At 64.7% G+C, this 25,767-nt stretch carries 25 protein-coding genes, 1 pseudogene and 1 riboswitch; of the genes and pseudogenes, 16 read left to right on the forward strand and 10 right to left on the reverse strand.

The annotated features are described in order from the left end of the window. Positions 1–13: 13 nt before the first annotated feature. From V8U06_RS13190 to V8U06_RS13200, 3 genes are read right to left on the reverse strand one after another with little or no spacing between them, the layout of a single operon-like run. On the reverse strand, positions 14–826 hold the full coding sequence (locus tag V8U06_RS13190) for an ABC transporter permease (protein WP_226922616.1): 813 nt from the start codon (positions 824–826) through the stop codon (positions 14–16). Further along, positions 819–1,745 (reverse strand): ABC transporter permease, encoded by a 927-nt coding sequence (locus V8U06_RS13195; protein ID WP_427141024.1) that lies wholly within the window; start codon positions 1,743–1,745, stop codon positions 819–821. Before V8U06_RS13195 ends, V8U06_RS13190 begins: the two co-directional genes overlap by 8 nt. A gap of 2 nt (positions 1,746–1,747) precedes the next feature. Beyond that, on the reverse strand, positions 1,748–2,845 hold the full coding sequence (locus tag V8U06_RS13200; protein WP_427141025.1) for an ABC transporter ATP-binding protein: 1,098 nt from the start codon (positions 2,843–2,845) through the stop codon (positions 1,748–1,750). 254 nt (positions 2,846–3,099) lie between these two features. On the opposite strand from V8U06_RS13200, the gene V8U06_RS13205 reads away from it, so the two are divergent. Next, a complete protein-coding gene (locus V8U06_RS13205; RefSeq protein WP_427141026.1) occupies positions 3,100–3,786 on the forward strand; it encodes a GntR family transcriptional regulator in 687 nt (228 codons plus the stop codon). Between the two features lie 62 nt (positions 3,787–3,848). Here the strand turns inward: V8U06_RS13205 and V8U06_RS13210 are convergent, their stop codons facing one another. Then, on the reverse strand, positions 3,849–3,992 hold the full coding sequence (locus V8U06_RS13210) for a hypothetical protein (RefSeq protein WP_427141027.1): 144 nt from the start codon (positions 3,990–3,992) through the stop codon (positions 3,849–3,851). Between V8U06_RS13210 and V8U06_RS13215 the strand changes: the two genes are divergently transcribed. The 4 genes from V8U06_RS13215 to V8U06_RS13230 all read left to right on the forward strand — a co-directional run bounded on the left by V8U06_RS13215 (position 3,982) and on the right by V8U06_RS13230 (position 7,396). Continuing rightward, positions 3,982–4,830, forward strand: coding sequence for a MetQ/NlpA family ABC transporter substrate-binding protein (locus tag V8U06_RS13215; protein WP_427141028.1), 849 nt, complete (start codon positions 3,982–3,984; stop codon positions 4,828–4,830). The two genes, V8U06_RS13210 and V8U06_RS13215, sit on opposite strands and share 11 nt — an antisense overlap. Positions 4,831–4,909: 79 nt before the next feature. After that, positions 4,910–5,974, forward strand: a complete 1,065-nt coding sequence (locus tag V8U06_RS13220; RefSeq protein WP_427141029.1) for a methionine ABC transporter ATP-binding protein — start codon at positions 4,910–4,912, stop codon at positions 5,972–5,974. Then, positions 5,955–6,611 (forward strand): methionine ABC transporter permease, encoded by a 657-nt coding sequence (locus V8U06_RS13225; protein WP_427141030.1) that lies wholly within the window; start codon positions 5,955–5,957, stop codon positions 6,609–6,611. The genes V8U06_RS13220 and V8U06_RS13225 overlap by 20 nt, the downstream gene beginning before the upstream one ends. Before the next feature lie 158 nt (positions 6,612–6,769). Then, complete coding sequence (locus V8U06_RS13230) at positions 6,770–7,396, forward strand: RBBP9/YdeN family alpha/beta hydrolase (protein WP_427141031.1); 627 nt, start codon at positions 6,770–6,772, stop codon at positions 7,394–7,396. On the opposite strand, the gene V8U06_RS13235 is transcribed toward V8U06_RS13230, so the two are convergent. Continuing rightward, positions 7,389–7,916 carry a dihydrofolate reductase family protein gene (locus tag V8U06_RS13235; protein ID WP_427141032.1) on the reverse strand — a complete coding sequence of 176 codons (528 nt, stop codon included), beginning with the start codon at positions 7,914–7,916 and terminating at the stop codon, positions 7,389–7,391. The two genes, V8U06_RS13230 and V8U06_RS13235, sit on opposite strands and share 8 nt — an antisense overlap. A 46-nt stretch (positions 7,917–7,962) precedes the next feature. Here V8U06_RS13235 and V8U06_RS13240 point away from each other — a divergent pair, with 46 nt between their 5' ends. The 3 genes from V8U06_RS13240 (at position 7,963) to V8U06_RS13250 (ending at position 10,073) form a co-directional block, all read left to right on the forward strand. Further along, on the forward strand, positions 7,963–8,541 hold the full coding sequence (locus tag V8U06_RS13240) for a TetR family transcriptional regulator (protein WP_427141033.1): 579 nt from the start codon (positions 7,963–7,965) through the stop codon (positions 8,539–8,541). A 113-nt stretch (positions 8,542–8,654) separates the two neighbouring features. Beyond that, a complete protein-coding gene (locus V8U06_RS13245; protein ID WP_427141034.1) occupies positions 8,655–9,674 on the forward strand; it encodes a GlxA family transcriptional regulator in 1,020 nt (339 codons plus the stop codon). Between the two features lie 75 nt (positions 9,675–9,749). Continuing rightward, complete coding sequence (locus V8U06_RS13250; RefSeq protein WP_226921885.1) at positions 9,750–10,073, forward strand: hypothetical protein; 324 nt, start codon at positions 9,750–9,752, stop codon at positions 10,071–10,073. Positions 10,074–10,124: 51 nt separating this feature from the next. Here the strand turns inward: V8U06_RS13250 and V8U06_RS13255 are convergent, their stop codons facing one another. Continuing rightward, positions 10,125–10,430: a hypothetical protein gene (locus V8U06_RS13255; RefSeq protein ID WP_427141035.1), complete on the reverse strand. Its 306-nt coding sequence runs from the start codon at positions 10,428–10,430 to the stop codon at positions 10,125–10,127. A 185-nt stretch (positions 10,431–10,615) separates the two neighbouring features. Between V8U06_RS13255 and V8U06_RS13260 the strand changes: the two genes are divergently transcribed. The 5 genes and pseudogenes from V8U06_RS13260 to V8U06_RS13280 all read left to right on the forward strand — a co-directional run bounded on the left by V8U06_RS13260 (position 10,616) and on the right by V8U06_RS13280 (position 18,044). Continuing rightward, positions 10,616–11,374, forward strand: a complete 759-nt coding sequence (locus tag V8U06_RS13260; protein ID WP_427141036.1) for an ImuA family protein — start codon at positions 10,616–10,618, stop codon at positions 11,372–11,374. Then, positions 11,289–12,812, forward strand: a complete 1,524-nt coding sequence (locus tag V8U06_RS13265; protein WP_427141037.1) for a DUF6504 family protein — start codon at positions 11,289–11,291, stop codon at positions 12,810–12,812. Before V8U06_RS13260 ends, V8U06_RS13265 begins: the two co-directional genes overlap by 86 nt. Continuing rightward, positions 12,809–16,000, forward strand: a complete 3,192-nt coding sequence (locus tag V8U06_RS13270; protein ID WP_427141038.1) for an error-prone DNA polymerase — start codon at positions 12,809–12,811, stop codon at positions 15,998–16,000. The genes V8U06_RS13265 and V8U06_RS13270 overlap by 4 nt, the downstream gene beginning before the upstream one ends. A gap of 177 nt (positions 16,001–16,177) precedes the next feature. Then, positions 16,178–17,602, forward strand: a pseudogene (locus V8U06_RS13275) (NAD(P)-dependent oxidoreductase); the annotation flags it as partial. A 64-nt stretch (positions 17,603–17,666) separates the two neighbouring features. Further along, the gene (locus tag V8U06_RS13280) at positions 17,667–18,044 is read left to right on the forward strand and encodes a hypothetical protein (RefSeq protein ID WP_427141039.1); all 378 of its coding nucleotides are present in this window, start codon (positions 17,667–17,669) and stop codon (positions 18,042–18,044) included. Between the two features lie 128 nt (positions 18,045–18,172). Here the strand turns inward: V8U06_RS13280 and V8U06_RS13285 are convergent, their stop codons facing one another. From V8U06_RS13285 to V8U06_RS13300, 4 genes are read right to left on the reverse strand one after another with little or no spacing between them, the layout of a single operon-like run. After that, the gene (locus V8U06_RS13285; RefSeq protein WP_427141040.1) at positions 18,173–19,291 is read right to left on the reverse strand and encodes a P1 family peptidase; all 1,119 of its coding nucleotides are present in this window, start codon (positions 19,289–19,291) and stop codon (positions 18,173–18,175) included. Positions 19,292–19,293: 2 nt separating this feature from the next. After that, entirely contained in the window at positions 19,294–20,124 is an 831-nt protein-coding gene (locus tag V8U06_RS13290; protein ID WP_226921893.1) for an ABC transporter permease, read from the reverse strand. Positions 20,125–20,134: 10 nt separating this feature from the next. Then, positions 20,135–21,037 (reverse strand): ABC transporter permease, encoded by a 903-nt coding sequence (locus V8U06_RS13295; protein WP_427141041.1) that lies wholly within the window; start codon positions 21,035–21,037, stop codon positions 20,135–20,137. A gap of 1 nt (position 21,038) precedes the next feature. After that, the gene (locus V8U06_RS13300) at positions 21,039–22,121 is read right to left on the reverse strand and encodes an ABC transporter ATP-binding protein (RefSeq protein ID WP_427141042.1); all 1,083 of its coding nucleotides are present in this window, start codon (positions 22,119–22,121) and stop codon (positions 21,039–21,041) included. A gap of 209 nt (positions 22,122–22,330) precedes the next feature. Between V8U06_RS13300 and V8U06_RS13305 the strand changes: the two genes are divergently transcribed. The 3 genes from V8U06_RS13305 (at position 22,331) to V8U06_RS13315 (ending at position 25,719) form a co-directional block, all read left to right on the forward strand. Next, positions 22,331–23,356 (forward strand): polyamine ABC transporter substrate-binding protein, encoded by a 1,026-nt coding sequence (locus tag V8U06_RS13305; protein ID WP_226922660.1) that lies wholly within the window; start codon positions 22,331–22,333, stop codon positions 23,354–23,356. 56 nt (positions 23,357–23,412) lie between these two features. Then, positions 23,413–24,267 carry a MurR/RpiR family transcriptional regulator gene (locus V8U06_RS13310; protein WP_427141043.1) on the forward strand — a complete coding sequence of 285 codons (855 nt, stop codon included), beginning with the start codon at positions 23,413–23,415 and terminating at the stop codon, positions 24,265–24,267. Positions 24,268–24,302: 35 nt separating this feature from the next. Further along, a riboswitch (cobalamin riboswitch) is annotated at positions 24,303–24,532 on the forward strand. Positions 24,533–24,684: 152 nt separating this feature from the next. Beyond that, positions 24,685–25,719, forward strand: coding sequence for an ABC transporter substrate-binding protein (locus tag V8U06_RS13315; RefSeq protein WP_427141044.1), 1,035 nt, complete (start codon positions 24,685–24,687; stop codon positions 25,717–25,719). Positions 25,720–25,767 lie beyond the last annotated feature (48 nt).

Consider the following 25,767-nt stretch of genomic DNA (forward strand, 5'->3'; position numbering starts at 1 on the left):
TGTTCTCCTTTTTCTATTCGTTGTCCTTCTGAGGCGTACGGCTCAGGAAGAAGAAGAGGGTCACGATCGCCAGCGACAGCACGAGGAAGACCGTGGAGATGGCGTTCATCTCCGGCGTCACCACGCGGCGCAGCTGGCCGAGCATATAGGTCGGCAGCGTATCCTGTCCGCCCGACTTGACGAATTCGGTGATGACGACGTCGTCGAGCGAGATGACGAAGGCCAGCATCAGGCCCGCGAGAATGCCCGGCCACAGCAACGGCAGCGTGACATAGCGGAAGGTCTGGAAGGAGGAGGCGTAGAGGTCCGACGCCGCGCGTTCCAGCGACAGGTCCATGCTTTCGAGGCGCGCCCGGATCGGCATATAGGCGAAGGGCACGCAGAAGGCCGAGTGGGCGATGATGAGATAGCCGAGGCCGGAATAGCCCGTCCACACCTTGATGCGCGAGAAGAGGATGAGCAGCGCCACCGCCGTCACGATTTCCGGCACCAGCAAGGGCATGTTGATGATGGAATATTTGAAGGTGAGGCCGCGATAGGGCGCCGTGCGCGTCGTGGCGATGGCCGCGAGCGTCGCGCAGGCCGTGGCGATGAGCGCCGCGACGGCGGCGATCTGAAGCGAGCGCCACGACGCTTCCACGACCTGCTGGTTGTTCCAGGCGCTCTCGAACCAGCGGAGCGAAAACCCCTCCCAGGTGGAGATCGACATGCCGGAATTGAAGGCATAGACGACGAGCGTGGCGATCGGCAGGTAGAGCAGGAAGAAGCAGAACATCGCAATGGTGGCGAAGCCCGGCTGGCGCTTGATGGAGAAGGACTTAGCCATGGGCGCCGCCTCCCGACTTCGATGCATTGCGGACGTAGTAGAGCATCGCAAAGAGCACGATGATGACGAGCGTGACGGAGAGCGCCGCGCCGAGCGGCCAGTTCCGTCCCTGGCCGAACTGCAGCTCGATCAGGTTGCCGACCATGAGGTTCTTGCCGCCGCCGAGGACGCGCGGCACCACGTAGGATGAGAGCGCCGGCACGAAGACGAGGATGGAACCGGCGATGATGCCCGGCTTCACCAGCGGAATGATGATCCGCCACAGCACCCCGAAGCGGGAGGCATAGAGGTCGTACCCCGCCTCGATCAGCCGGAAGTCGAGCTTTTCGAGGCTCGCATAGAGCGGCAGCACCATCAGCGGAAGGAAGACATAGGTCATGCCGAGCATGATGGCGAAGTCGGTGAACATCATCTGGATCGGCGCGGAAATGATGCCGAGCTTCAGCAGCAGCGTGTTGATGATGCCCTCCGAACGGATCACTTCCTGGATGGCGAAGGTGCGGATGAGCATGTTCGTCCAGAAGGGGATCGTGATCAGGAACAGCCAGAGAGAGCGGTTATGCGGCGCGCGCGTCGCGATGAAATAGGCCGTCGGGAAGCCGAAGATCAGGCAGAAGACCGTCGTGGCGAAGGCGAGCTTGGCGCTGCGCCAGAAGATCGAGAAATGCGCATCCGCAAGCGACACGGTGTCGTCGAAGATGTCGCGGGTGAAGAGGACGTTGAACCAGCCCTCCGTCGAGAACTCCCACTTCACGTCGCCGTAGCTGCCGGGCGCGAGGAAGGAATAGAGGACCACGATGACCAGGGGGCCGACGCCGGCCGCCAGGATCAGGAGGAGGGCGGGGGCGCTGAGAAACCAGCGATCCCGGATTTCTTTTTTCTGTCGCTGTTCGCTGACGTCCTGGGCGCTGACCGTCATGGCTAGTCCCTCAGAATCTGGGCGACATCGTCATTGATGGCGACGCTGACGCGTTCCTGCTCGGAGAAGCCGCACGGACCGCTCTTGGCGTTCTGCTGGCGCACGATGAAGGTGCCGCCGCCATCGACCTTGACGTGGAAATGGTTGTCCGTGCCGAGATAGACGATGTCGTCGAGCACGCCGTCCAGCATTCCGGAACCGGCCGTGCCGAGGCGGGCATGTTCCGGACGGATGACGATGGTGACCTTGCCCTTTGGCGTGATGTCTTCCGGATAGGTCGCGTTGATTTCCGCGCCGGAGGAAAGCCGCACGCGCGCCTTGTTGCCAGAGACCGAAAGGACCTCGGCCTCGAGGAAGTTCGTCTCGCCGATGAAGTCGGCGACGAAGCGCTCCGCGGGACGGTCGTAGATATCCCAGGGCGAGCCGACCTGCCGGACCGTGCCCGTCGACATGACGGCGATGCGGTCGGACATGGTGAGGGCCTCTTCCTGGTCATGGGTGACGAAGACGAAGGTGATGCCGGTTTCGAGCTGCAGGCGCTTGAGTTCCATCTGCATGGACTTGCGCAGTTTCAGGTCAAGGGCGGAAAGCGGTTCGTCGAGCAGCAGGACCTTCGGCCGCGGGGCGAGTGCGCGGGCGAGCGCCACGCGCTGCTGCTGGCCGCCCGAAAGCTGCGTGACCGGATTGTTGCCGCGCCCCTCGAGATGCACGAGCTTCAGCATGTCCTTGACGACGCCCTCGATCTCGGACTTCGGCTTGCCGAGCATCTTGAGACCGAAGCCGATGTTCTCGGCGACCGTCAGATGCGGGAAGAGCGCGTAGTTCTGGAAAACCGTATTGACCGGCCGCTGGTTGGGCAGAAGGTTGGAAATGTCCACGCCATCGAGCAGGATCTGCCCTTCGGTCGGCAGCTCGAAGCCGGCGATCATCCGCAGGAGCGTGGTTTTCCCGCAGCCCGAAGGGCCGAGAAGGGTGAAGAATTCGTTCGAGCGGATATCCAGCGTCACATCATTGACGGCCTGGAAGGTGCCGAACCATTTCTGGATGCCATGCATGCCAATGGCGCCGCCATGGGCTGCGGTCGTTCGGGTGTCAGTCATCGGTTCCCCGTTTTTCGACCGGCGCCCGAGCTTTCCCTGCCCAATCCGCCGGCTGTCCTCTGTCCGGCCGCTAATCACGGCTCTATGTGATAGGCTTGTCTTGCTTATGATCACAACAAATCATAATTTGATCAAATCTGTAAAGGGCGATTTTGGGCTTTGCGAATTTATCCGCCCTGCGTGCAAAGGCCGGAGAATTCAGCCCTGGGACGAGAACCGGCGGGAGGCCGGATCTGCGGAGGGAGGATTTCAGCATGCTGGTGACAACCGGGCGGGAGGCGTCCGAATCTGCCAAACAATGGGTCTACCGCGTCCTGCGGCGCGGTATCATGACAGGCCAGTTCGAGCCGGGCGATCCCGTGACGATCAACGGCCTGGCCGACACGCTCGGCGTCAGCGCCATGCCGGTGCGCGAGGCCCTGCACCGACTGGTGGCAGACGGCGCGCTGGAACTCCTCGACAACCGCCGTGTCCGCGTGCCGGATCTCGACCCTCCGAGCTTCGAAGAGGTCCTTGAGGCGCGCGTCGCGCTCGAAACCCGCGCCGCCGAGCGCGCCATGCCCTTCATCGATGACCTGCGGCTCGCGCGCCTTAGGGCTTTCGACCAGCAAGCCGACCAGGCGCTGGCCATCGGCAATTTCGGCCGGCTGGTGGAGGCGAATTTCGACTTCCATCGCTGCCTCTATGAAGCCCGCCCCGGCACAGTGATGCTGCCGCTCATCGAATCCCTCTGGCTGCGTCTTGGCCCCTTCATGCGCCGGGCCGGCGAAACCCTGTCGCAGACCTATCAGGTCGACCGCCACGCCGAGGCGCTCGCCGCCATCGTCAAACGGGACGCCGAGGCACTGAAGGCTGCCATCGCCGCGGATATCCGCGACGGCACCGGTTATCTCGGCCGGGGCCATTTCGAACGCATCGCCGCGCTCGGCAAGACGGGCTGACCGAGGCGCATCGGCATATTCTATAAATAAGATAGAAAATATTTTCGCATCCCGCCGACACGCTAGAGGGAAAGTTCCCATTCCCACTGCCCAACAAATCGCCATTCGTTGTCCGAAAAAGCGGCATTTGCGATTTTGCTTGCCGAAACAATCGTGTTTCGCCGTCGATCCTCCCAATCGCGAAAGCAGGCCAGAATGTCGAACATCCGCAAGCCCCTCCTCGAAACCACACTTCTCACGCGCCGCGCCGCGCTCGCCGGCCTCGCCGTGGCGGCACTCGCCGTTTCCACGCTCACCGCACCGGCGCCGGCCTCCGCGGAAGACAAGAAGGACCTGAAGGTCGGCATCATCTCGGGCGAGGACGAGGACGTCTGGCGCGTCGTGACGGCGGAAGCCGCCAAGAACGGCCTGACCATCGAGACCGTCGTCTTCAACGACTATACCCAGCCGAACGAAGCGCTGGCGCGCGGTGAAATCGACGCCAATGCCTTCCAGCATCTTCCCTATCTGGAAAACCAGGTGAAGACGCATGGCTACAAGATCGTGCCTGTCGGTTACACCGCCGTCTGGCCCATCGGCCTCTACTCGAAGAAGCACACCAAGACCGCAGACCTGCCGGACGGCGCGGTCGTCGGCGTGCCGAACGATCCGTCGAACGAAGGCCGCGCCCTGCGCGTGTTGCAGCACGAAGGCCTGATCAAGCTGAAGGACGGTACCGGCATTCTCGCCACCATCGCGGACATCTCGGAAAATCCGAAGAACCTAGAGATCAAGGAACTCGATGCCGGCATCGTCGGCCGCTCGGTCGATGACCTCGACGCCGCCATCGTCAACACCGACTGGGCGCTGAAGAGCGGCCTCACGCCGGAAAACCGCATCGCGCAGGAGCCGGTGGACGACAATCCGTACCGCAACTTCATCGCCGTGCGCGAGGAATCGAAGGACGAGCCCTGGGTGAAGCCCCTGGTGGAAGCCTACCAGAACGACGCCGTGAAGGCCGAGTTCGACCGCGTCTACAAGGGCACCGGCATCAGCGCCTATTAAGGCAGCCAGCGATTATCGGGACAGCCCGCGACCGCCTCCGGCCGTCGCGGGCTTCCAGCATTTCCGGAAGGAAGAACGAATGAACGAACATGTGGCCTGGAGGGCGGCAGCGGCCGCCGAGCCGCCCGTCATCCATCTGGCCGACGTTCAGCGGCGTTTCGGCGGGACGGCGGCCTTGGCAGGCGTCTCCCTCGACGTGCGCCGCGGCGAAATCCTCGGCATCATCGGGCGCAGCGGTGCGGGAAAATCGACCCTGATCCGTTGCCTCAACGGGCTGGAGCGGCCGGACAGCGGCACCATCGCCATCGAGGGCCGCGAGATCACCGGGCTCGGCGAAGCCGAGCTGCAGCCGTTGCGCCGCCGCATCGGCATGATCTTCCAGCATTTCAACCTGCTCTCCGCCAAGACCGTGGAAGAGAACGTCGCCCTTCCGCTGAAGATCGAGGGCTGGCCGAAGGCGAAACGCCTTGCGCGCGCCGCGGAACTCTTGGAACTGGTCGGCCTGTCGGGCAAGGCCAAGGCCTACCCGTCGGCGCTCTCCGGCGGCCAGAAGCAGCGCGTCGGCATCGCCCGCGCGCTCGCGGCGAACCCGGCCCTCCTGCTTTCGGATGAGGCGACCTCGGCGCTCGACCCCGAAACGACCCGCGCGATCCTGACGCTGCTGAAGGACATCAACCGCACGCTCGGCCTCACCATCCTGCTCGTCACGCATGAAATGGAAGTGGTGCGCACCATCGCCGACCGGGTCACCGTGCTCGATGCCGGCCGCATCGTGGAAGAGGGGCCGGTCTGGCAGGTCTTCTCGCAGCCGCAGGCGGAGACGACGAAGAGCCTGCTCAGCGGCATCCGCCCGCAGCTTCCCGCGCATATCGCCGAGCGGCTTTCGGCCGACGTCGCGGGCGAGGCCGTGCTCAGCCTCGACATTGCCGGCCCCGCCGCAACAGGTCCGTTGTTTCAGGAACTGTCCACTGCCTTCCCGGGCGGCTACCGCCTTCTCCATGGCGGCGTCGACCATATTCAGGAGCAGGCCGTCGGCCGCTTCTTCCTTGCCGTGCCGGCCGATGACGCGGCCCGGCTCGTTTCGTTCGCAGAGCGCTTCGGCGCGAAGGGGGAGGTCCTCGGCCATGTCGCCGGTCATGCTTGAACTGCTCGTCCGCTCGCTCTGGGAAACCATCGTCATGACCGCTGCCTCCGGCGTCATCTCGCTCGTCTTCGGCCTGCCGCTCGGTCTCGCCCTGGTGGCGACGGCGCGGGGCGGCATTGCGGAACATCTCTGGATCAACCGCGTGCTGGGTGCCGTCATCAACGGCTTCCGCTCGGTCCCCTTCATCATCCTGCTCGTCGCCCTGATCCCGGTGACGCGCCTCATCGTCGGAACCTCCATCGGCACCTGGGCGGCCATCGTGCCGCTGTCGATTGCCGCGACGCCATACTATGCCCGCATCGCCGAGGTCTCGCTGCGCGAGGTCGACCGCGGCCTCATCGAGGCCGTGCGCGCGATGGGCGGCAACCGCTGGACCATCGTGCGCGAGGTGCTGATCCCCGAGGCATTGCCGGGCGTCGTCGCCGGCTTCACGGTGACGCTGGTGACGCTGATCGGCGCCTCGGCCATGGCCGGCGCCATCGGTGCCGGGGGTCTCGGCGACCTTGCCATCCGCTACGGCTACCAGCGTTTCGAGACATCGGTGATGGTGGCGGTCGTCGCCGTGCTGATCGTGCTCACCTGCGCCATCCAGTGGCTCGGCGACCGGCTGGTCGCACGCCTCGACCATCGTGGCTGAACGAGAGCACCGGGCGGGAAGACCGCCCGGTGCGCCACGCGCCACAGGAATGCAAAGAATTTTTATGGATTTTGCAGACTGTAGCAGCCTCTTCCTTACGAATCCTGCCGACCACGCCCATCATCCTGGCATCGTCGCTCGTCAAGGAAGGCCCCGTCATGCCGCCCATCGATATCCCCGTCGACACGCTCATCCTGCCCGGCCTCAACGGGTCGCCGGAGGCGCACTGGCAGCGCCACTGGGCACGCGACAATCCGGAAAGCCGCGTCGTCGAGCAACACGACTGGACCTGCCCGGAGCGTGAGGACTGGCTGGCGGTACTGGAGCGGCAGGTGGACATGCTCGGCCGCGGCGTCTGGCTCGTCGGCCATAGCCTCGGCTGCGTGCTGGCGGCGCGTTTTGCCGAAAGCCGGCTTGCCACCCGCATCCGCGGCGCGCTGCTGGTCGCGCCCTGCGATCTCGACGCGACGGAGGTCCTGCATCCCTGCGCCATCAAGTTCGGCGCCATGCCGCAGAAGCGCCTGCCGTTTCCCTCCCTCATCGTCGGCAGCCTCAACGATCCCTACATGCCCGTCGACAGGCTGCAGCGCACGGCGCAGGCCTGGGGCAGCGACCTCATCGATATCGGTAATGCCGGCCATATCAACATTGCCAGCGGCTTCGGCCGCTGGTCGGCCGGCTACGACTTCCTCGAACTTCTGAAGGAACGTTCCGCCGTTGCCGACGTGACCCGCGGCCGGCTTTTCAGCGCCGCGGGCGTCCAGCAAGGCCTTTCCCTCAATTGAAGCGGTAGTGCAGCCGGACGCAGCCCTTGTCGAGAGCCTGAGCACCGACCAGGGTCGGGCTCGCACGAAATCCTGTCGCGGGGAAAAGCGGCCGGCCACCGCCGAGCATTTCCGGAATGACATAGATTTCGATCTCGTCGAGCGCGCCACGCTCCAGGAACGCCATCTGCAATTGCCCGCCACCCAGCATCCAGACATCGCCGTCATCGAGCGCGCGCAGTTCGCCGATCAGCGCATCGACGTCGCTGCGCAGTTCGAGCGGGCCTTTCGGGTTGTCGATGGGCCGTGACGTGACGACGATCACGCGCTGCGCGCCATAGGCCCACGGGGAGGGCTCGTTGGCGATAAAGTCATAGGTCCCGCGGCCCATCACCACCGTGCGGATCCGCGTGATGAAGGTGCGGTAGTCGTGTTCGCCGAGATCCATGCTGTCATACTTGAACAGCCAGTCGAGATTGTCGTCCTCGGTGGCGATCATGCCGTCGAGACTGGTGGCGATATAGCCGAGAATGCGGGCCATGCGAAATCTCCTTGAATAATAAATGAATGTTCATTTATATAAAAGCATGGCACGACGAAAGACAATCCCCGACGAAGCGGTGCTCGACACCATCCTGGAAACCCTGCGGCAAACCGGCCCCGCCGGCCTCACCTTCGCCCTTGCCGCCAAGGCGGCCGGCCTTTCTGCCGCCACGCTGGTGCAGCGCTACGGCGACCGGGAGGCCCTTCTCGAAGCCGTGCTGCTGCGCGCCTGGGACCGTCTGGACGCGGAGACCGAAGCCGCTGACGCCGAGGAAGCCCCGGACCTTCAAGGGGCGATTGCCTTTCTCCTTCGCCTGATGCCGCCCGAAGCGGCCGAGGAGACCGCAACCGATGGCCTGCTCCTGTTGCGCGAGGATATCCGCAACCCCGTGCTGCGTGCGCGGGGCGCGGCGTGGGGGCTGCGCGTCGCCAGAGCCCTCGGCCGGCGCCTGTCCGCCGATCCCGTCGAGGGCGAACGTCTCGGCTGGCAAATGGCCGGCATCTGGCAAGGCGCTCACCTCTGGTGGGCCTTTACACGCAGCCAGCCGGCGGAAGCGGCGATGCGAAGCGCGCTCGAGGATTGGGCGAGGGGGCTGCCGGTGGAGAATGCCCCGCAGCCTTAATCCTTGCACAAACCACGCGCAGCATTGGTATGGGCGGGCGAAATCTGCTATGGCTCTTGTCAGTGGCCGTCGCCAGCGGCGATAGTGCCGGGCGGAGCGGCGCGGGAGGCCTGATGGCGATAGATGTTCGGACATCGAAGGAGATGAGCGGAGCGACGACGCCGAAAGCGTTGCGCGTCGGTTTCATTCTGTCGAAGAGTTTCACCCTCTCCGCCTTCGCCCTGTTCGTGGATACATTGCGTCTTGCCAGCGACAGCGAGGACCGCTCCCGCCGCGTCAATTGCGACTGGGACGTGCTCAGCAGTACGCGCAACTTCATTTCCTCCTCCAGCGGCATCCAGGTCGCGCCCACCGCCCCCTTCGCCGATCCCGCCTGTTTCGACTATATCGCCGTCGTCGGCGGGCTTCTGAGTGTCGAGGAACCGATCGACAGCTATGCGCTGACCTATCTGCGCAAGGCGGCCCAGGCCGGCGTCGGGCTCATCGGCCTGTGTACGGGCAGCTTCATCCTCGCCGAAGCCGGATTGCTCAAGGGCCATACGGCCTGCGTGAGCTGGCTGCACCACCGCGATTTCCGCGGCCGCTTCCCGGATATCGAGGCAACCTCGGAGCAGATTTTCCGCTTCGACGGCAAGGTCGCCACCTGCGCCGGCGGCAGCAGCGTCGCCGATCTCGCGGCGACGCTCGTGCGCCATCATGTCGGCGAAGCGGCGGAGCGCAATGCGCTGGAAATCCTGCAGATCCGCCACCGGCGCGATGCCACCGACCTTCAGCCGCGCAATCCCCTCGGCCTCGAAGCGCGCGACCGCCGCGTGCATCTCGCCATCATGATGATGGAACAGCACACCGAGGATCTGCTCTCGATCGACAGCATCGCCACCATGACCGGCGTTTCCCGCCGCCAGCTCGAACGCCTGTTCGAGAGCGACATGGGCACCTCGCCGAGCGCGATCTACATGAAGATCCGCATGGCGGCCGCGCTGAACATGGTGATGCGCACCAACAAGCCGCTGATCGAAATCGCGCTGGAAACCGGCTTCGAAAGCCTGTCGCACTTCACCCGCCGCTTCCGCGCCGCCTTCGGCGACACGCCTTCGCAGATCCGCCGCGACGGCCGCCGACAGGCTGGCTGACGGGCGATTTCCAGGCCGCCAGGGAACCAAGCCGCGCGCCATCCGTTGCCTCTCCATTCTGACAAGGAGACCGCAATGGCAAGCACCGACGTTCAATCCCAGATTTCCGCCCTTCGCGCCGAACTCGCCCAGCTCCAGAAGGATCTCGGCGACCGTGGTGCCGAGGCCTATGAGGCGATGCGCGACCGGGCCGGCGATGCCGTCGAGGCCGCCCGCCCTGCCATGCGCTCGGCCCGCCGCTATGTCCGGAACGAGGGCGCGGCGGTCGCGGAAGCCGCACGCGAGCATCCCGCAGCCATGTCGACGGTGGTGCTTGCAGCGGGTTTTGCCGGCCTCGTCGTCGGCTACCTGCTCGGCACCCTCGAAAACGAGCCACCCCGCCGCCAGCGCTGGTTCTGAACGCAGAAAAGCCCGGCAATGCCGGGCTTTTCTTTTTGGAAGAGAAACCGTTTATCGGTGACGCAGGCCGAAAAGGTAACCGATGAAGGCAGCCCCGGCGAGCGTGGCAAGCGGATTGGCCTGAATGGTCCGGCGCACTTCATCGCGCAACGATTCCGCCTTGGCGACGGCAAGGTTGCCCGTGCCCTCGGCAATCAGCCCTGCCGATTCTTTCAGGCGTGAGATTTCCGTCTTCAGCGCCTCGATCTGTTCGTTCACCGTCGCTTCCGCAGCCGCGGCACGCGCTTCCTGCGAAATGCTGTCGCCGCTTTCAACGACGCCGAGCGTGCGCTTGCCGGTGCTCTTTTCGTCAGCCATGGGCCTGTCTCCTGAATTGATGGACTTGAATGATGAGAATGGCGTGGAGAAGAACTTCCGCCGCGCCCGTTGGTTCCCGGGCATGATTCAAACTGTGATCTTTCCCGTACGGCAGGGCGGTTGACTCCTGCCGAAATTGAGAACAAATAAAGAACAAACATCCTTCAACAGGAGCTGCAAAGCCGATGTCCGCCTCCGCCCATGCCGTTGTCGCCGACCTGCGCGAGCGCATCCGGCAGTTCGACGGCCGCGCCTTGCCCGACCGGGCGGTGCTGCCTTTCGGCGTGCCAGACATCGACGGCCGCCTGCCGGGCGGTGGGCTGGCCCTCGCCAGCCTGCACGAGATCTGCGGTGGCAGCGAGGATGCCGTGGAAGGCACGGCCGCCATGCTTTTTGCCGCCGGCATCGCCGCCCGCACCCGGGGGCAGGTGCTCTGGTGTCTGACGCAGCCCGACCTCTTCGCCCCGGCGCTGGCGCAGGCGGGGCTCGCGCCGGGGCGCGTTGTCTATGCCGAGGCAGGCGACGAGAAGAGCCTGCTCCTCTGTTTCGAAGAGGGGCTGCGGCATGGCGGGCTCGGCGCCGTCGTGGCGGAGGTCACGCGTCTGTCGATGACCGCCTCGCGCCGCCTGCAGCTTGCCGCCGAGGCGGGCGGCACGCTTGGCATCGCCCTGCGCCGTCTGCCGCGCGGCAGGCCGGCGGATGTCTTTGCCCTGCCGTCCGCCGCCGTCACGCGCTGGCGGGTGTCCCTGCGGCCGTCCGCGCCGCTTCCCGTGCCCGGCATCGGCCGGGCGCGGTGGCTGTTGCAACTCGTACGCTGCCGGGCCGGCGAAGCGGCGGACTTTGACGTGGAGGCATCCGATGCCGAGGGTCGTATCGCTCTTTCTTCCGGGCTGGCCGATCGATCGCCTGCGGCGGACGCTTGGTCCCGCAGCGCCTCCGCCTGACAGGCAGCTCATTCTCGTCGGACGCGAGGGATCGCGCCGCATCGTCACGGCGGTGAGCCGGCCGGCCGAACAGGCAGGCCTTCGCGTCGGCATGCCGCTCACCAAGGCCCATGCGCTGCGGCCCGACATCCTGACCATGCCCGCCGACCCCGCCGCCGATGCCGCCGCGCTGCAGCGCCTTGCCCTGTGGGCCCTGCAGCACTACGCGCCGATCGTCGCCCCCGACCCGCCGGATGGCCTTGTCATCGACACGACCGGCGCCGACCACCTGCATGGCGGCGAGGCGCAGATGCTGACCGGCCTCGTCAACCGCCTCTCCGCATCCGGCATTTTCGCCCGCGCGGCGGTGGCCGATAGCTGGGGGGCGGCCCATGCCGCCGCCCGGTTCCTGGCCGATCCCGTACGCGTCCTCCCGCACGGAGGGTCGAGGGCGGCAATATCGCCGCTGCCGATCCCGGGCCTGCGCATCGCGCCGGAAACCGTCGCAGGCCTGCATGGGCTCGGCTTTGCCACTATCGGCGACGTGCTGGCCGTACCCCGCGCACCCCTGGTGCTGCGCTTCGGCGCTGCGCTCGGCCGGCGGCTCGACCAGGTATTGGGCACGATCAGCGAGCCCGTCGATCCACTGCGCGACCCCGAGCTTGCCACCGTGCGAAAAGTCTTCGGCGAGCCGATCGGCGCGCCCGAGACCATCGCGCGCTACACGACCGCCCTTGTGCACGACCTCTGCCATACGCTGGAAAAACGCGGTCTCGGCGCACGCCGGCTCGATCTGCTTTTCCACCGCGTCGACAATTCCCTGCAGGCGATCCGCGTCGGCACCGCGCAGCCGGTGCGGGATCAAAAGCGCCTTGTCCGATTGCTCTGCGACCGGATAGAGACGATCGATCCGGGCTTCGGCATCGAAATCATGGACCTGACGGCAACGCTCGCCGAACCGCTCGTGCTGCAACAGGCGGTCTCTTCGCTGATTGCGGAGGAGAAAGCGGATATTGCCGGCCTCGTCGACGTGATCGCCAACCGCATCGGCGCACGCCGGCTTTACCGTATCGCCCCCGTCGAAAGCGACGTGCCGGAGCGCTCGATCCAGCGCATCCCGCCACTCGCGCCGGATGACGGCGCCACCTGGCAGGGCCGCTGGCCGCGCCCCGCCCGCCTGCTCGCCCGCCCGGAGCCGATCGACGTCATGGCGCTGCTGCCCGACCATCCGCCCGCCTCTTTCACCTGGCGTGGCGTGCGGCGGCGCGTGCGGCACGCCGACGGGCCGGAACGCATCTTTGGCGAATGGTGGACGCGCGACGCGGAGCGTGCCGCCGTGCGCGACTATTTCCAGGTCGAGGATGAAACGGGCGCGCGCTTCTGGCTCTACCGCTCGGCGGACGAGACGCAGGCCGCCAGTGGCCTCGGCCGCTGGTTCCTGCACGGGCTCTTCGCATGAAACCGCGCTACGCCGAGCTTCAGGTGACGTCCCACTTCTCCTTCCTGCGCGGGGCGAGCAGCGCGGCGGAGCTTTTCGCGCAGGCGAGTGCCCTCGGCATCGATGCCCTTGCCGTCGTCGACCGCAACAGCCTCGCCGGCGTCGTCCAGGCTCACAAGGCGGCGAAGGAACTTGCCAAGGAGGCGCCCCGGGTGCGCCTCGTGGTCGGCTGCCGGCTGGATCTGGTCGATGGCATGTCCCTGCTCGTCTACCCAACGGACCGCGAAGCCTATGCCCGTCTCTGTCGCCTGCTCACCATCGGCAAGAAGAGGGCCGGCAAAGGCAAGTGCCATCTCGACTGGGCGGATGTGGTGGCGTGGAACGAAGGCCTGCTTGCTGTTCTGGTGCCGGACGAGGCGAACGAGGAGACGGCCTTTCGCCTCCGCCGCGTCGCCGAAACCTTTCGCGGTCGCTGCTACCTCGCCCTCACGTTGCGCCGTCGCCCGAACGATCCGTTGCGCCTCTTCCAGCTCTCGAACCTTGCTGCACAATACCGTGTGCCCACCGTCGTCACCAATGACGTGCTCTATCACGAGCCCGCCCGGCGCATGCTGCAGGACATCGTCACCTGCATCCGCCACAGCGTGACCATCGACAATGCCGGCTTCCTGCGCGAGCGCCACGCCGACCGCTACCTGAAGCCGCCGGAAGAAATGCACCGCCTCTTTTCCCGCTACCCGCAAGCGCTCGCCCGGACGATGGAAATCATGGAGCGTTGCCAATTCTCGCTGGACGAACTGAAATACCAATACCCCGACGAGAAGGAATATACCCACCTCACGCCACAGGAAGCGCTGGAGAAATACACCTGGGAGGGGGCAAGCAAGCGTTATCCGGAAGGTATTCCAGACGAAATACGCGGCACGCTAAACTACGAGTTAGAACTCATCGCGCGGAAGCAATATGCGCCCTATTTTCTCACGGTAAACGCAATCGTCCGGAAAGCGCGCGAGATGGGTATTCTCTGCCAGGGACGCGGTTCGGCAGCGAACAGCGCCGTGTGTTACGTATTGGAGATAACGGCGGTTAATCCGCAAGGCAACGGCCTGCTTTTCGAACGCTTCGTCTCGGAAGAACGTGGCGAACCGCCCGACATAGATGTTGATTTCGAACATGGGCGGCGAGAAGAGATCATCCAATGGATATATGACACCTACGGACGCAACCAGGCGGCGCTTTGCGCAACGGTGATCCGTTATCGCTCACGCGCAGCCATGCGCGATGTCGGGCGGGCGCTAGGAATGCCGGAGGATATGCTGAAGTCCCTTTCCTCGCAGGTCTGGGGCTGGTCCAACGAACTGCCGCAAAGCCATGCGGTCGAAGCTGGCTTCAATGTCGATGACCGCCGCATCAAGTTGCTGTTCGAGCTTGCCGGCCAGTTGATCGACCGGCCGCGCCACCTCTCGCAGCATCCAGGCGGTTTCGTGCTGACACGTGACCGGCTGGACGATCTGGTGCCTATCGAGCCTGCTGCCATGGATGACAGGCAAGTTATAGAGTGGGACAAGGACGACATCGAATCTCTCAACTTCATGAAGGTGGACGTGCTGGCACTCGGCATGCTCTCCTGCATGCGCCGGGCGTTCGAATATCTTGAAGCGCTAAAGGGTATTCGCAAAGGTCTCTGGAATATCGAGCTCGATGACAAGCCAACCTACGAGATGATCTCGAAGGCCGATACGCTCGGCACGTTCCAGATCGAAAGCCGGGCGCAAATGTCAATGCTTCCCCGCCTCCGGCCTAATGAGTTCTATGACATCGTCATTCAAGTAGCGATCGTCCGGCCGGGGCCGATACAAGGTGACATGGTGCATCCCTATTTGAGACGCCGCCAAGGTGTGGAGAAACCAGACTATCCCGACGACGCGAAATTGAAGGCTATTCTCAAAAAGACACTCGGCGTGCCGCTATTTCAGGAACAAGCCATGCAGGTGGCGATTATTGGTGCTGGTTTTTTGCCGGGCCGTGCAGATCAATTGCGCCGCGCCATGGCAACCTTCAAGCAGACCGGTGGGGTCGACAAGTTCCGCGAGGAGCTTGTTGAAGGCATGGTCAAAAACCGTTACTCCCGGGAATTCGCAGAACGTATGTGCCGCCAGCTCGAAGGGTTCGGTTCCTATGGCTTTCCGGAAAGCCATGCCTACAGTTTCGCGATCATCGCCTATGCCTCGGCCTGGATGAAATGCCACCATCCGGACATCTTCTGCGCCGCTCTTCTCAATTCCCAGCCGATGGGCTTTTACGCCCCGGCGCAGATCGTGCGCGATGCGCGCGATCACGGCGTGGAAGTGCGGCCGGTCTGCATCAACCAAAGCCGCTGGGACTGCACGCTGGAGCCGACGCAAGAGGCGGGGCGTTTTGCCGTGCGGCTGGGACTGCGGATGGTGAAGGGGCTCAACAACGAGAAGACCGCCGCCTGCATTCTCAATCGGGAGCAGGACGCCTTCGTCTCGGTCGACGATTTCTGGCGCCGCTCGGGTCTTCCGTCCGACGATCTGGTTCGCCTCGCCGAGGCCGATGCCTTCCTGCCGTCGCTCGGCCTTTCCCGCCGCGAAGCGCTCTGGGCGATCCGGGGCCTCAGGGACGAGCCATTGCCGCTCTTTTCCGCAGCGGCCGAGAGGGAGGCGGCGGTCATCCCTGAATTGAACGAGCCGGCAGTGGCGCTACGCCCCATGGCAACAGGCGGCGAGGTGGTGGCGGATTACGGCCATGTCGGGCTGACGCTGCGGGCCCATCCGGTGAGCTTCCTGCGCGAAAGCCTCACGCGCCGGCGCTATCTCAGCTGCGCCGCAGCGACACGGCTCAAGGATCGCCAGAAGGTCGAGACGGCCGGCATCGTGCTGGTGCGCCAGCAACCCGGCTCGGCCAAGGGCGTCATCTTCGTCACGATCGAGGACGAAACGGGCATCGCCAACCTCGTCGTCTGGCGCAAGGTTTTTCTCGCTCACCGGCCCATCGTGATGGGCGCGCCGATGATCGGCATGAAAGGCTATGTGCAGCGGGAGGGCGAGGTGGTGCATCTCGTCGTGCAGCAGCTTACCGATCTCTCCATGGATTTTGCCACCATCGCCCGCCGCGGCGGCATCGCCGGGCATGAGGAAGCTGGCGAGGCGCAGGCGATCCGCGTCATCTCCCGCGACTTCCATTAAGTAACGGCACGACGAGGCTGTTGAAGGCACGCGATGTCATGGGCAATCTTCTTCTCTCCTCTTTCTGACCGGGGGCCTCCTGGACGGGCATAGGCGGGTTTTGACCTTGGCTTGCCCGGGCTGGAAAACTCGCCTACGAAACAGGAAGGGAGAGGGAGGGGCGTCATGCAGGATCACGAAGACGCAGGACGGGTGGACGACCCGCAGCGGGCCTACAAGGTGCTGATCGCCGACCTCGTCGGCCTTCGTTTCGGCGCGGACGGAGAACCGGATCCGAGCGAGGTTCGCGCCCATGTCGCGGCACGAGGCGGCATATTCCATGAGGGCGGATACCAGCGCGAGGATCTGCCGCCAGGCCTTCACTTCTTCTACCAGCCGGATCTCAGCGCCGAAGCCGAGATCATCGCGCAGACGGCCGACGGGCGCTACGACGCGTTGATCGCCGCGGCGACCTTCATTCCCAAACAGGCGGTCTTTCCGCTCGGCGGCGTGCGCATCGGCGCGGGCACGGGCAATATGGGCTCTGCCTCCTGGGGCGGCGGCAACGGCGAGGGCGGCGCGGCGCCGCTGATGAACACGCCCGGCATCAACAGCCGCGCGACGGCGCAGATGGCCATGAAAGCACTCCTGAAGGTGACGCCCGATCTGCCGGTCGGTCTGCTGCACCAGCGGGTGGCCGCCGGCGATTTCGATACGGGACGCGACCTGAAGCTCTATCCGACCGCCAAGCTGGAAGGACAGCGCATGGCCGTGCTTGGCTACGGCAATATCGGCCGGGAGGTGGCGCGACTCGCCCGCGCCTTCGGCATGGACGTCGTCGTCTATGCCCGCCCGCAGCACCGGCAATGGATCGAGGCGGAAGGCTTCGGCTATGCGCCAGGCCCCGCGGAGGCGGCGGACGGGGCGGATGCGCTCTCCGTCCATGTCGGCCTCGGCCGGCTGGACGAGGCGACGCGCCGCTATGCCAATGCGGGTCTCGTCGGCGAGACCGTGCTGTCGGCGATGAACCGCGGCGCCGTTCTCGTCAACTACGACCGGGGCGAGGTGGTGGATACGCTCGCACTCGACCGGGCGCTCGCTTCCGGCCAGGTGCGCCACGTCGCCATCGACGCCGATCTCTTCAAGAACGCGTCCAGCGGTACGCTCAGCGGCCCCATGCTGCCCTATCTGAAGCTTGTCGAGCGGCACGCCGGAAAGCTCGAACTCCTGCCCCATGCCGCCGCGGATACGGATCACCCCTCGCGCGTCGCCGGCGCCTGCCAGGCCGTCGACCAGATCATCGACGTCATCCGTCACCGCCGCGTCGTCAATCTGAAGGGCGAATTGCCCGAAGGCCATGTCGACGGCGGCGCGAAAGTGCCGCGCGGCATCGGGCGCGTCACGACGGCGACACTTGCCGCCGCTGCGATCGATCCAGCCTTTGCCGACCTGCATGATCTTTCCCGCGAGATCGCCGATACGCTGGAGGCCATCGTGGAAGCGGTGGAGGAGGGCATGACGCACCAGCCGGCGAAGGGCGACGTCGCCTCGCTGACGCATCTTCTGCTGCGCCAGCGCCGCCTTCTCGAAGCGCTGGGACTGGACGGGCCGGCGGAAGCCTGAGAAGGGAACTTTTCCGTTCCAAGGCAAGTTCTTTCCCTGACACGAACTTCAGGGAGTGCAGACCATGACCCACCAGCAGGACGAACGCGGCGATCCGCTGACCCGCACCCACGACCCCGCCCGCAAGACCTACGCGGCGCGCGAGAGCCGCCAGGGCGGTCTCGGACGGCCTGTGCTGACGGTGCTCGGCACCAGCCTTGTCCTGGTCTTCCTCGTCTGGGGCGCGGTCGAAATCTGGGGCGAGGCAAGTGACCCGACCGAGCCGGTCGACGCTTCCCAGACGTCCTCGACGACAAACGGCACGCAAAACCCGACGCAGGATACCATCGACGACACCGTGCCCGGCGGTGGTCAGACCGTGCCGACCGACCGCGATCCCACCCAGCAATCCGGCACCGGCGGCGACAGCCAGCGCGTCACCCCCGATGGCAACGCCAACTAGAGTTTGTCAGGGAAAAGTGGAAACCGGTTTTCCCGAAAAGACAACGAAAACAAAGGAATTCAGAGCATGCCTGGTTCAATCTGAACCTGACATGCTCCAAGCGGTTCGGATGAGCTTCGGCGCGCCGACTAGGCGAGCCGGCCGTACTGCCGCATGACGTCAAGCAGTGCATCGTGCCTGATGGCGTCGACGCGCAGGCGGTCATGCGGCGTGCCGCCGGCATCCTCCGCCGCCAGCATGGCATTCACAACCGCTTCCTCCACACTGTCGACCGCCGCCATGTAGGCGGCGTCGAGATGTTCGTCGTTGAGGATATCGAGGGACAGCATTTCCGGCGCGCGATGGGCCATCGGCTGCGGATTGGCGGTGGAGAAGGCGAGGAAGATATCGCCGGAATTGTTGCCTCCGGGCGTTCCGTTGCGGCCGATGCCGATGGCGGCGCGGCGCGCGAGGCGCTTCAACTGGTGCGGGGCGAGCGGCAGATCGGTGGCGATGACGACGATGATCGAGCCGCGCTCCTTGAGCTGGCTTTGCGGAGTGTTGTCCTGAAGGTGCTTGCCGACGGGAACGCCGCAGACCGTCAGCCAGTCGCGCTGGCCGTGATTGGCCTGCACCAGCGTGCCCACCGTATAGTCCTTGCCGCCATAGGAGACGATGCGCGAGGACGTGCCGGTGCCGCCCTTGAAGCCATAGGTGATCATGCCCGTGCCGCCGCCGCAATTGCCTTCCGCGACAGGGCCGCGGGCAAGGTTGTCCAGCGCCGCGCGCGCATCGGCCTCCGTCACCGGCAAACCGTTGATGTCGCTTAACGCGCCGTCATAGGTCTCGGCGATGACGGGCATCAGCCAGAGGAAATCGCCGATCTCGTAGGTCGAGGCATAGTGCTCCAGCATCCAGCGGATCGTCGCATGGTGGGTGATGCCGACACCGTGGGTGTTGGTGATCATGACGGGGCCGAGGAAGGTGCCACCATCCTCGATCCAGTGCGTGCCGGTCATTTCGCCATTGCCGTTGAACCGGTGCACGCCGGCATAGACGGGCACCGGCGTCCGGCTTTCGCTGTGCGGCAGGATCGCGGTAACGCCGGTGCGCACCGGCAGCTTGCGACCCGGGCGCGGGCTCTCCTCCCGGATCGTCTGGAAGCCGACGGCGACACCCTCGACATCGGTGATGGCGTTGAAGGGGCCGGTGCGACCGGTGAAGGGAAGGCCGAGATCGCGGGCGCGGGGCTTTGTCTTTTGGGTCATGGTTATTTCTGCCGGGAGCGAAGATAGAGGCCGAGGGAGGCGATGACAAAGGAGAAGGTCAGCATCATCACGGCGATGGCGTTGATCTCCGGCTTGATGCCGCGCCGGAGCATGGCGAAGATGAACATCGGCAGGGTCGTGACGTCGACGCCGGCGATGAAATAGGTGATGACGAGGTCGTCCATCGAGATGATGAAGGCGAGCAGCGCGCCGCCGAGGATGCCCGGCAGGAGCTGCGGGAAGACCACCCTGCGGAAGGTCGTCCATTCATTCGCCCCGAGATCGGCCGAGGCGTGCTCCAGCGTGCGGTCCATGCCGGCAAGCCGTGCGGTGACGACGATGAAGACATACGAGGTCAGGAAGGTGCACTGGCCGATGATGATCGTGCCGATGCCGAGACTGATGCCGGCATTGACGAAGAAGATCAGCAGCGCGATGCCGAGCACAATATCCGGCATCAGCATCGGCATGAACATGACGACGCGGTAGAAGCGCCTGCCGAAGAAATCGAAACGGTAGAGCGCGATCGCCATGGCCGTGCCGAGCACGGTGGCGATGGCCGTGGTGGAGGCGGCGATCCTCAGACTGTTCCACACGGCCTGCACGAGCTGGTCGGTGGATTCCAGATAGAGCGCGTTTTCCGAAATCTTCGTCTTGAAGCCGAGGACCTGGGCATACCAGTCGGTAGTGAAACCGGTCCAGGTCATCATGTTGACCGGGTTCGCGTTGAACGAATAGACCGCGATCAGCGCCAGCGGGATGTAGATGAAGGCGAAGAACAGCGCGGTATAGGCAAAGAGGCTGCCGCGGGCGAGGGTGGCGAAAATCTTCATCGGTCTCTCCTCAGCGTCCGGCTGCGGCATCGAGGCCGCGGCGGCCGGAAACGACCACGTAGATGAAGAGCAGCACCAGCATCACGCTCATCACCATCATCGCGAGCGCCGAGCCGAAGGGCCAGTTGCGCGCGGCGAGGAACTGCTGCTCGATGAGGTTGCCGAGCATCATCACCTTGGCGCCGCCGAGGATGGTCGGCACGATGAAATTGCCGAGCGCGGGGATGAAGACGATGACCGCTCCGCCGGCAATGCCCGGCGCCGTCAGCGGCAGGATGATGCGCCAGAAGGTGCGGATCGGCCCTGCACCGAGATCCAGCGAGGCGCGCACCAGCGTCCAGTCGAGTTTTTCGACGCTGGCATAGACGGGCATGAACATGAAGGGAATGAAGACATAGACCATGCCGAGGATGATCGCGCCCTCGGTATAGATGAGGTCGAGGGGTCGGGCGATGAGGCCGGTCTTCAGCAGCACGTCATTGGCAAGGCCGGTCTGGCGCAGGATCAGCACCCAGACGAAGAGCCGCACGATGAGACTGGCGAAGAAGGGCAGGGTGATGAGGAAGAGGCAGAAGTTCTTCCAGCGTTCCGAAAGGCGGCTGATGCAGAAGGCGGCCGGGTAGCAGACGAGAAGCGTCGCGATCACGGTCATGGCCGCGATCCTCAGCGAGCGCAGGAAGATCGCGATATAGATCGGGTCGAAATCCTCGAACATCGGATCGGCGAAGCCGAGGATGCGGCCGAAGTTATGCGGATACCATGTCCATTCCACACCGCCGTAAAGACCGGGCGCCAGGAAACTGGTCACGATCATGATGGAGAGCGGACCGAGGAAGAAGACCGCCAGGAACAGCGAGACCGGTCCGAGCAGGACGGCAAGCTGGGCGCGGCGGCGAAAGGCAATCGACGTCATGTCAGGCGGCCTCCGCCGGGATGAGGTGCACGGCCGACGGATCGTAGGCAAGGCGCGCATGGCGCGACTGCTCGATTTCCCCGACGAGGCTGCGCCGCGCCGCGGGAATCTCCGCGATGACGCGCCGTCCCGTCGCCGTGCGGCCGAAAAGCTCGAAGGTCGAGCCGACGAAGACGATCTGCTCGAGGTCGACGTCGAGAGCCGGGGCGCCGTTGCCGGCCTCCGCGAGGAAGAATTGTTCCGGGCGGATGAGCGCGGTTGCAGCGCCCGTTGCGCCCGGTCGACCGTGGGAGATCGCGATACCGTCCTGCGTCACCAGTTGCCCGCCGCCGGCCTCTCCCTCGAAGAGGTTGCTGGCGCCGACGAAAGTGGCGACAAAGCTGTTCTTCGGCTGGTCGTAGATGGCGCGCGGCGTGTCGAGCTGCTGGATCCGCCCGCCCGACAGCACGGCGACACGGTCCGACATGGTCAGCGCTTCCTGCTGGTCATGGGTGACGAAGATGAAGGAGATGCCGAGCTCGTTCTGCAGCGTCTTCAATTCGATCTGCATCGCCTGGCGCAGGTTCTTGTCGAGGGCTGAAAGCGGCTCATCGAGCAGGAGCAGCTTCGGACGGGCGATGATGGCGCGGGCAAGCGCCACACGCTGCTGCTGGCCGCCTGAAAGCTGGCGGGGCTTGCGGCTTTCCAGCCCCTCAAGGCCGACCATGGCAAGCGCTTCCGCGACACGCTTCATCCTTTCGGACTTGGCGACGCCCGCGACTTCCAGCGCATAGCCGGTGTTTTCACCCACCGTCATATGCGGGAAGAGCGCATAGTTCTGGAACACGGTATTGACCGGCCGGCGATAGGGCGGCCTGTCCGTCATGTCCTCGCCGTCGATCAGGATGCGGCCGGAATCGAGTTCCACGAAACCGCTGATCGCCTGGAGGAGCGTGGTTTTTCCGCAACCCGACGGCCCCAGCAGCGTCAGGAATTCATTGCGCCGGACATCGAGATCGATGGCGTCCAGCGCGGTCACCGTCTGGCCTTCAGGCGTGGCAAAGGCCTTCGCCGCCTTCTCCAGGCGGACTATGGAGTCTCGCATCGTCGTTCCCCAATTTGTTATAAAAATAACGCTTGTGCGATTTCGATATATGGATACCATTTGCCCATCCAAGTCAACGGCCGAAAAGAAGCCGGGACGGGAAAGCAGGGCGCAAAGGAAAGCGCCGGGGCCAGCAAGGCCGAACCATCAGAGGAGACTATTCCATGACGAAAGCTCATCGCGCCGGCGCATCCGGTTTTCAGGCCTGGATGCGCGGCACTGCCCTCTCGCTTGCGGCCCTCGTGGCGACGGCAGGCATGGCGGGCGCCAGCGAACTCAACGTCTATAACTGGGGCGAATACATCAATCCGGAAGTGCTGAAGAAGTTCGAGGAGGAGACCCAGATCAAGGTCAACCTCTCGACCTATTCCTCCAACGAGGAAATGCTGGCAAAGATCCAGGGCGGCGCGACGGGCTACGACGTGGTCTTCCCGTCCGTGCACATGCAGGACATCATGGCCAAGCTCGACCTGCTCGAAAAGACCGACATCAACACATACGAGGGTTTCAAGAACATCGATCCGGCGTTCCTGCGCGCCAAGAGCGATCCGAACGGCGAGTATTGCCTGCCCTATGCCTGGGGTTCGGTCGGCATCTTCTATAACCGCAAGATTCTCGGCAAGGACGTCACCGGCTGGAAGGATCTGGTCGAGACGGTGAAGGCGAAGGGGTTGAAGTTCACCCTGCTTGACGACATGCGCGAAGTGCTGGCCGTCGGCCTTATCCTCAACGGCCACAAGATCAACTCGACCGATCCCGCCGAATTGCAGCAGGCCGCAGACACGATCATCGCCATGAAGCCCGACATCGCTGCCTTCACCTATGACGAGCGGCCGATGGTGCAGGCGGGCGACGTTGCCGCCGGCCACGCCTTCGTCGGCGCCATGATCGACGTCTTCGGCAACGAAAAGGACCTCGGCTACGTGATCCCCGAAGAGGGCGCGACCATGTACCAGGAGGATATCTGCGTCCTGAAGAGCGCGCCGAACAAGGAGAATGCCATCAAGTTCCTCCAGTTCTACACGCGCCCGGAAATCGTCGCCCTCAATGTCTCGCAGCAGACCAACGGCACGGCCAATGTGCCGGCGCGGCAATTGACCATTGAAAAGATCAAGAATAGCAAGGAAATCAACCCGCCGGCCGAGACGATGAACCGGCTCCAGATATTCGAGGATCTGGGACCGGCCCTGCGTCAGGTGGACCGCGTATGGACGCGGGTCAAGACGGCCCAGTGAGTGCGGTTGATCCCCGCCCGTCTCCGGACGGGCGGGACTTTGAAGAGAGGGGCGACGTGTCGAAACGCATTGTGAAGCTCGTTCAGTCCGACGATCTCCGGCGGTCCAAATCCGACAAGCTCATCGCCCATTACATCGAGCGCAACATCGCCGAGCTTCCCTTCGAGACGGCGCGCTCCATCGCCCAGCGCCTGCAGATCTCTCCGATGACCGTCGGGCGATATCTGCGCCGCATGGGCTTCGACGGGCTGGACGACCTGAAGAGCGAATTGCGCCACGGCAGCTCCAACCCTGCCTGGCAGGTCAAGGGACGCGTCGACCGGCTGGAGCAGGATCGCAAGGAGGGCAAGCTGCTCGCTGGCCTCATCCAGCAGCAGATCGACAATCTCGGCCAGATCTACGCCATCACCAGCGCACCGGAATGGCAGCAGACGATCGACGCCCTGATTAACGCCACCGAGGTCTATGTCGCCGCCTACCAGAACGTGCGCGGCATCGCGCAGTATTTCGCCAGCCAGCTTTCCTATACCCGCCCGCGCGTGCAGTTCGTCGACGGGCTCAACGGCACCTATGCGGAACTGCTTGACGGCTCCGTCGAGGGGCGTCTGCTCTTCCTGCATGACGTTCGCCGCTTCGCCGCCAAGGCCCGGTCGCTCGCGCTCGAGGCCCGGCGCGCCGGCGTCAAGGTCGTGCTCCTGACGGACGAGTTCTGCCCGTGGGGACCGGAGGTCTCCGATATCTGCCTCATCGTGCCCGGTTCGCACGGCCCGCTCTGGGATGGCGCCGCCACCATGACCGCTGTCATGGACCTCATGCTCAGCAACATCATCGTCGTCATGGGCGACGAGGTGAGCGAGCGCGTCGACACGCTGACCCGCCTGCAGGACGTCTTCGGGGATTTCGAAACCTGATAGCGGCCCATGCCTTGACGCTGCCGCGTGGCGCGGACTAAGGATGGATCGACGGTTCCCCGAAGGATGACTCCCAGGGGATTAATAGGGAACACGGTGCGGACGACCCAACAGGGACCCATTCCGTGGCTGCCCCCGCAACTGTAGGCGGATTGCCGCCTGTCCTTGGACGCGTTTCGCGTCATGCCACTGCGCCTTGCGCGGGAAGGCAGACAGGTCGCAGATATCCGTGAGCCAGGAGACCTGCCGTCAGAGCCACAATCCGAACACGGGCGGGGATGCCCGGAACAGGAGACGCCATGACGAACCCGACTGCCGGCGACGGCAGACCACCCTTCGTTTTCTCCCGACCGACCGCGCGCAGCCCTTGGCCCGTCGCGTGAGCCCGTCCGCCTTCCTTCACCTCGGGAGATATCCATGACCCATTCCGCTGCGGCCCCGCGCGCCGCCTCCTTCCTGTCGCTCGTGGCCGGGTTCGTCCTTGCCGCCGGCGCGGCCCAGGCCGCCGAAACGGTGTATCCGCTGACGCTGGAAAACTGCGGCCGCCCCGTCACCTTCGAGAAGGCGTCGGAACGCGCCGTCTCGCTCGGCCAGAGTTCGACGGAAATCCTCTACCTGCTCGGCGTCGGCGACCGCATGGTCGGCACCGCCGTCTGGATCGGCCCGGTTCTGGCGGGCTATGAGGAGGCGAATGCCAAGGTGGAGCGCCTTGCCGACAACGATCCGAGCTTCGAAAGCGTCGTCGCCAGGAAGCCCGATCTCGTGACCACGCAGTTCCAGTGGCATGTCGGCCCGGAAGGCGTCGTCGGGACGCCCGAACAGTTCGCCGAACTGAAGATCCCGGTCTATACGTCGCCGGCCGACTGCATGGGCAAGGACAATTCCGGTGGCGGTGACGGCGTGCGCAACACCGTCTTCACCATGGAGCTGATCTACAAGGAAATCAGCGAGCTGGCACAGATCTTCAACGTCCAGGATCAGGGCGAGAAGGTCATTGCCGATCTCAAGGCACGCGAGGCCGCGGCCCGTAAGAAAATCGCCTCGGCCGACGGAAAGCTGTCCGCCGTCTTCTGGTTCTCCAGCGCCGAACTCGACATCGATCCCTATGTCGCCGGCCGCAACGGCGCGCCCGGTTACATCCTGTCGGTGCTCGGCATCAGGAACGTCATCGAAAGCGACGAGGAATGGCCAACGGTCGGTTGGGAGACCATCGCCAAAGCCGATCCGACGATCATCGTTACCGGTAAAATGGAGCGCCGCCGCTACCCCGCGGATGATGTCGCCATCAAGCACAAGTTCCTCAAGGAGGATCCGGTCGCCAGCCTCATGCCGGCCGTGAAGAACGGCCATGTCGTCGATATGGACGCGCAGGCGATGAACCCGACGATCCGCACGATCGAAGGCATCGAGGTGCTGGCCGACGCTGTCGAAAAGGCTGGCCTCGCACAGTGACGAAGGATCGCCCCATCCTGCTCCGGACGGGCGCCGCTATCGCGGCGC

The sequence above is a fragment of the Shinella sp. G-2 genome (assembly GCF_050172695.1).
In the GTDB taxonomy this organism is placed as follows: Bacteria; Pseudomonadota; Alphaproteobacteria; order Rhizobiales; family Rhizobiaceae; genus Shinella.

Coding starts and splice junctions, on each gene's coding strand:
- V8U06_RS13215 (WP_427141028.1), top strand. CDS start 3,982: ATGTCGAACATCCGCAAGCCCCTCCTCGAAACCACACTTCTCACGCGC.
- V8U06_RS13235 (WP_427141032.1), bottom strand. CDS start 7,916: ATGGCCCGCATTCTCGGCTATATCGCCACCAGTCTCGACGGCATGATC.
- V8U06_RS13190 (WP_226922616.1), bottom strand. CDS start 826: ATGGCTAAGTCCTTCTCCATCAAGCGCCAGCCGGGCTTCGCCACCATT.
- V8U06_RS13255 (WP_427141035.1), bottom strand. CDS start 10,430: ATGGCTGACGAAAAGAGCACCGGCAAGCGCACGCTCGGCGTCGTTGAA.
- V8U06_RS13270 (WP_427141038.1), top strand. CDS start 12,809: ATGAAACCGCGCTACGCCGAGCTTCAGGTGACGTCCCACTTCTCCTTC.
- V8U06_RS13285 (WP_427141040.1), bottom strand. CDS start 19,291: ATGACCCAAAAGACAAAGCCCCGCGCCCGCGATCTCGGCCTTCCCTTC.
- V8U06_RS13205 (WP_427141026.1), top strand. CDS start 3,100: ATGCTGGTGACAACCGGGCGGGAGGCGTCCGAATCTGCCAAACAATGG.
- V8U06_RS13300 (WP_427141042.1), bottom strand. CDS start 22,121: ATGCGAGACTCCATAGTCCGCCTGGAGAAGGCGGCGAAGGCCTTTGCC.
- V8U06_RS13250 (WP_226921885.1), top strand. CDS start 9,750: ATGGCAAGCACCGACGTTCAATCCCAGATTTCCGCCCTTCGCGCCGAA.
- V8U06_RS13210 (WP_427141027.1), bottom strand. CDS start 3,992: ATGTTCGACATTCTGGCCTGCTTTCGCGATTGGGAGGATCGACGGCGA.
- V8U06_RS13230 (WP_427141031.1), top strand. CDS start 6,770: ATGCCGCCCATCGATATCCCCGTCGACACGCTCATCCTGCCCGGCCTC.
- V8U06_RS13315 (WP_427141044.1), top strand. CDS start 24,685: ATGACCCATTCCGCTGCGGCCCCGCGCGCCGCCTCCTTCCTGTCGCTC.
- V8U06_RS13290 (WP_226921893.1), bottom strand. CDS start 20,124: ATGAAGATTTTCGCCACCCTCGCCCGCGGCAGCCTCTTTGCCTATACC.
- V8U06_RS13240 (WP_427141033.1), top strand. CDS start 7,963: ATGGCACGACGAAAGACAATCCCCGACGAAGCGGTGCTCGACACCATC.
- V8U06_RS13295 (WP_427141041.1), bottom strand. CDS start 21,037: ATGACGTCGATTGCCTTTCGCCGCCGCGCCCAGCTTGCCGTCCTGCTC.
- V8U06_RS13305 (WP_226922660.1), top strand. CDS start 22,331: ATGCGCGGCACTGCCCTCTCGCTTGCGGCCCTCGTGGCGACGGCAGGC.
- V8U06_RS13280 (WP_427141039.1), top strand. CDS start 17,667: ATGACCCACCAGCAGGACGAACGCGGCGATCCGCTGACCCGCACCCAC.
- V8U06_RS13195 (WP_427141024.1), bottom strand. CDS start 1,745: ATGACGGTCAGCGCCCAGGACGTCAGCGAACAGCGACAGAAAAAAGAA.
- V8U06_RS13245 (WP_427141034.1), top strand. CDS start 8,655: ATGGCGATAGATGTTCGGACATCGAAGGAGATGAGCGGAGCGACGACG.
- V8U06_RS13260 (WP_427141036.1), top strand. CDS start 10,616: ATGTCCGCCTCCGCCCATGCCGTTGTCGCCGACCTGCGCGAGCGCATC.
- V8U06_RS13200 (WP_427141025.1), bottom strand. CDS start 2,845: ATGACTGACACCCGAACGACCGCAGCCCATGGCGGCGCCATTGGCATG.
- V8U06_RS13225 (WP_427141030.1), top strand. CDS start 5,955: ATGTCGCCGGTCATGCTTGAACTGCTCGTCCGCTCGCTCTGGGAAACC.
- V8U06_RS13265 (WP_427141037.1), top strand. CDS start 11,289: ATGCCGAGGGTCGTATCGCTCTTTCTTCCGGGCTGGCCGATCGATCGC.
- V8U06_RS13220 (WP_427141029.1), top strand. CDS start 4,910: ATGAACGAACATGTGGCCTGGAGGGCGGCAGCGGCCGCCGAGCCGCCC.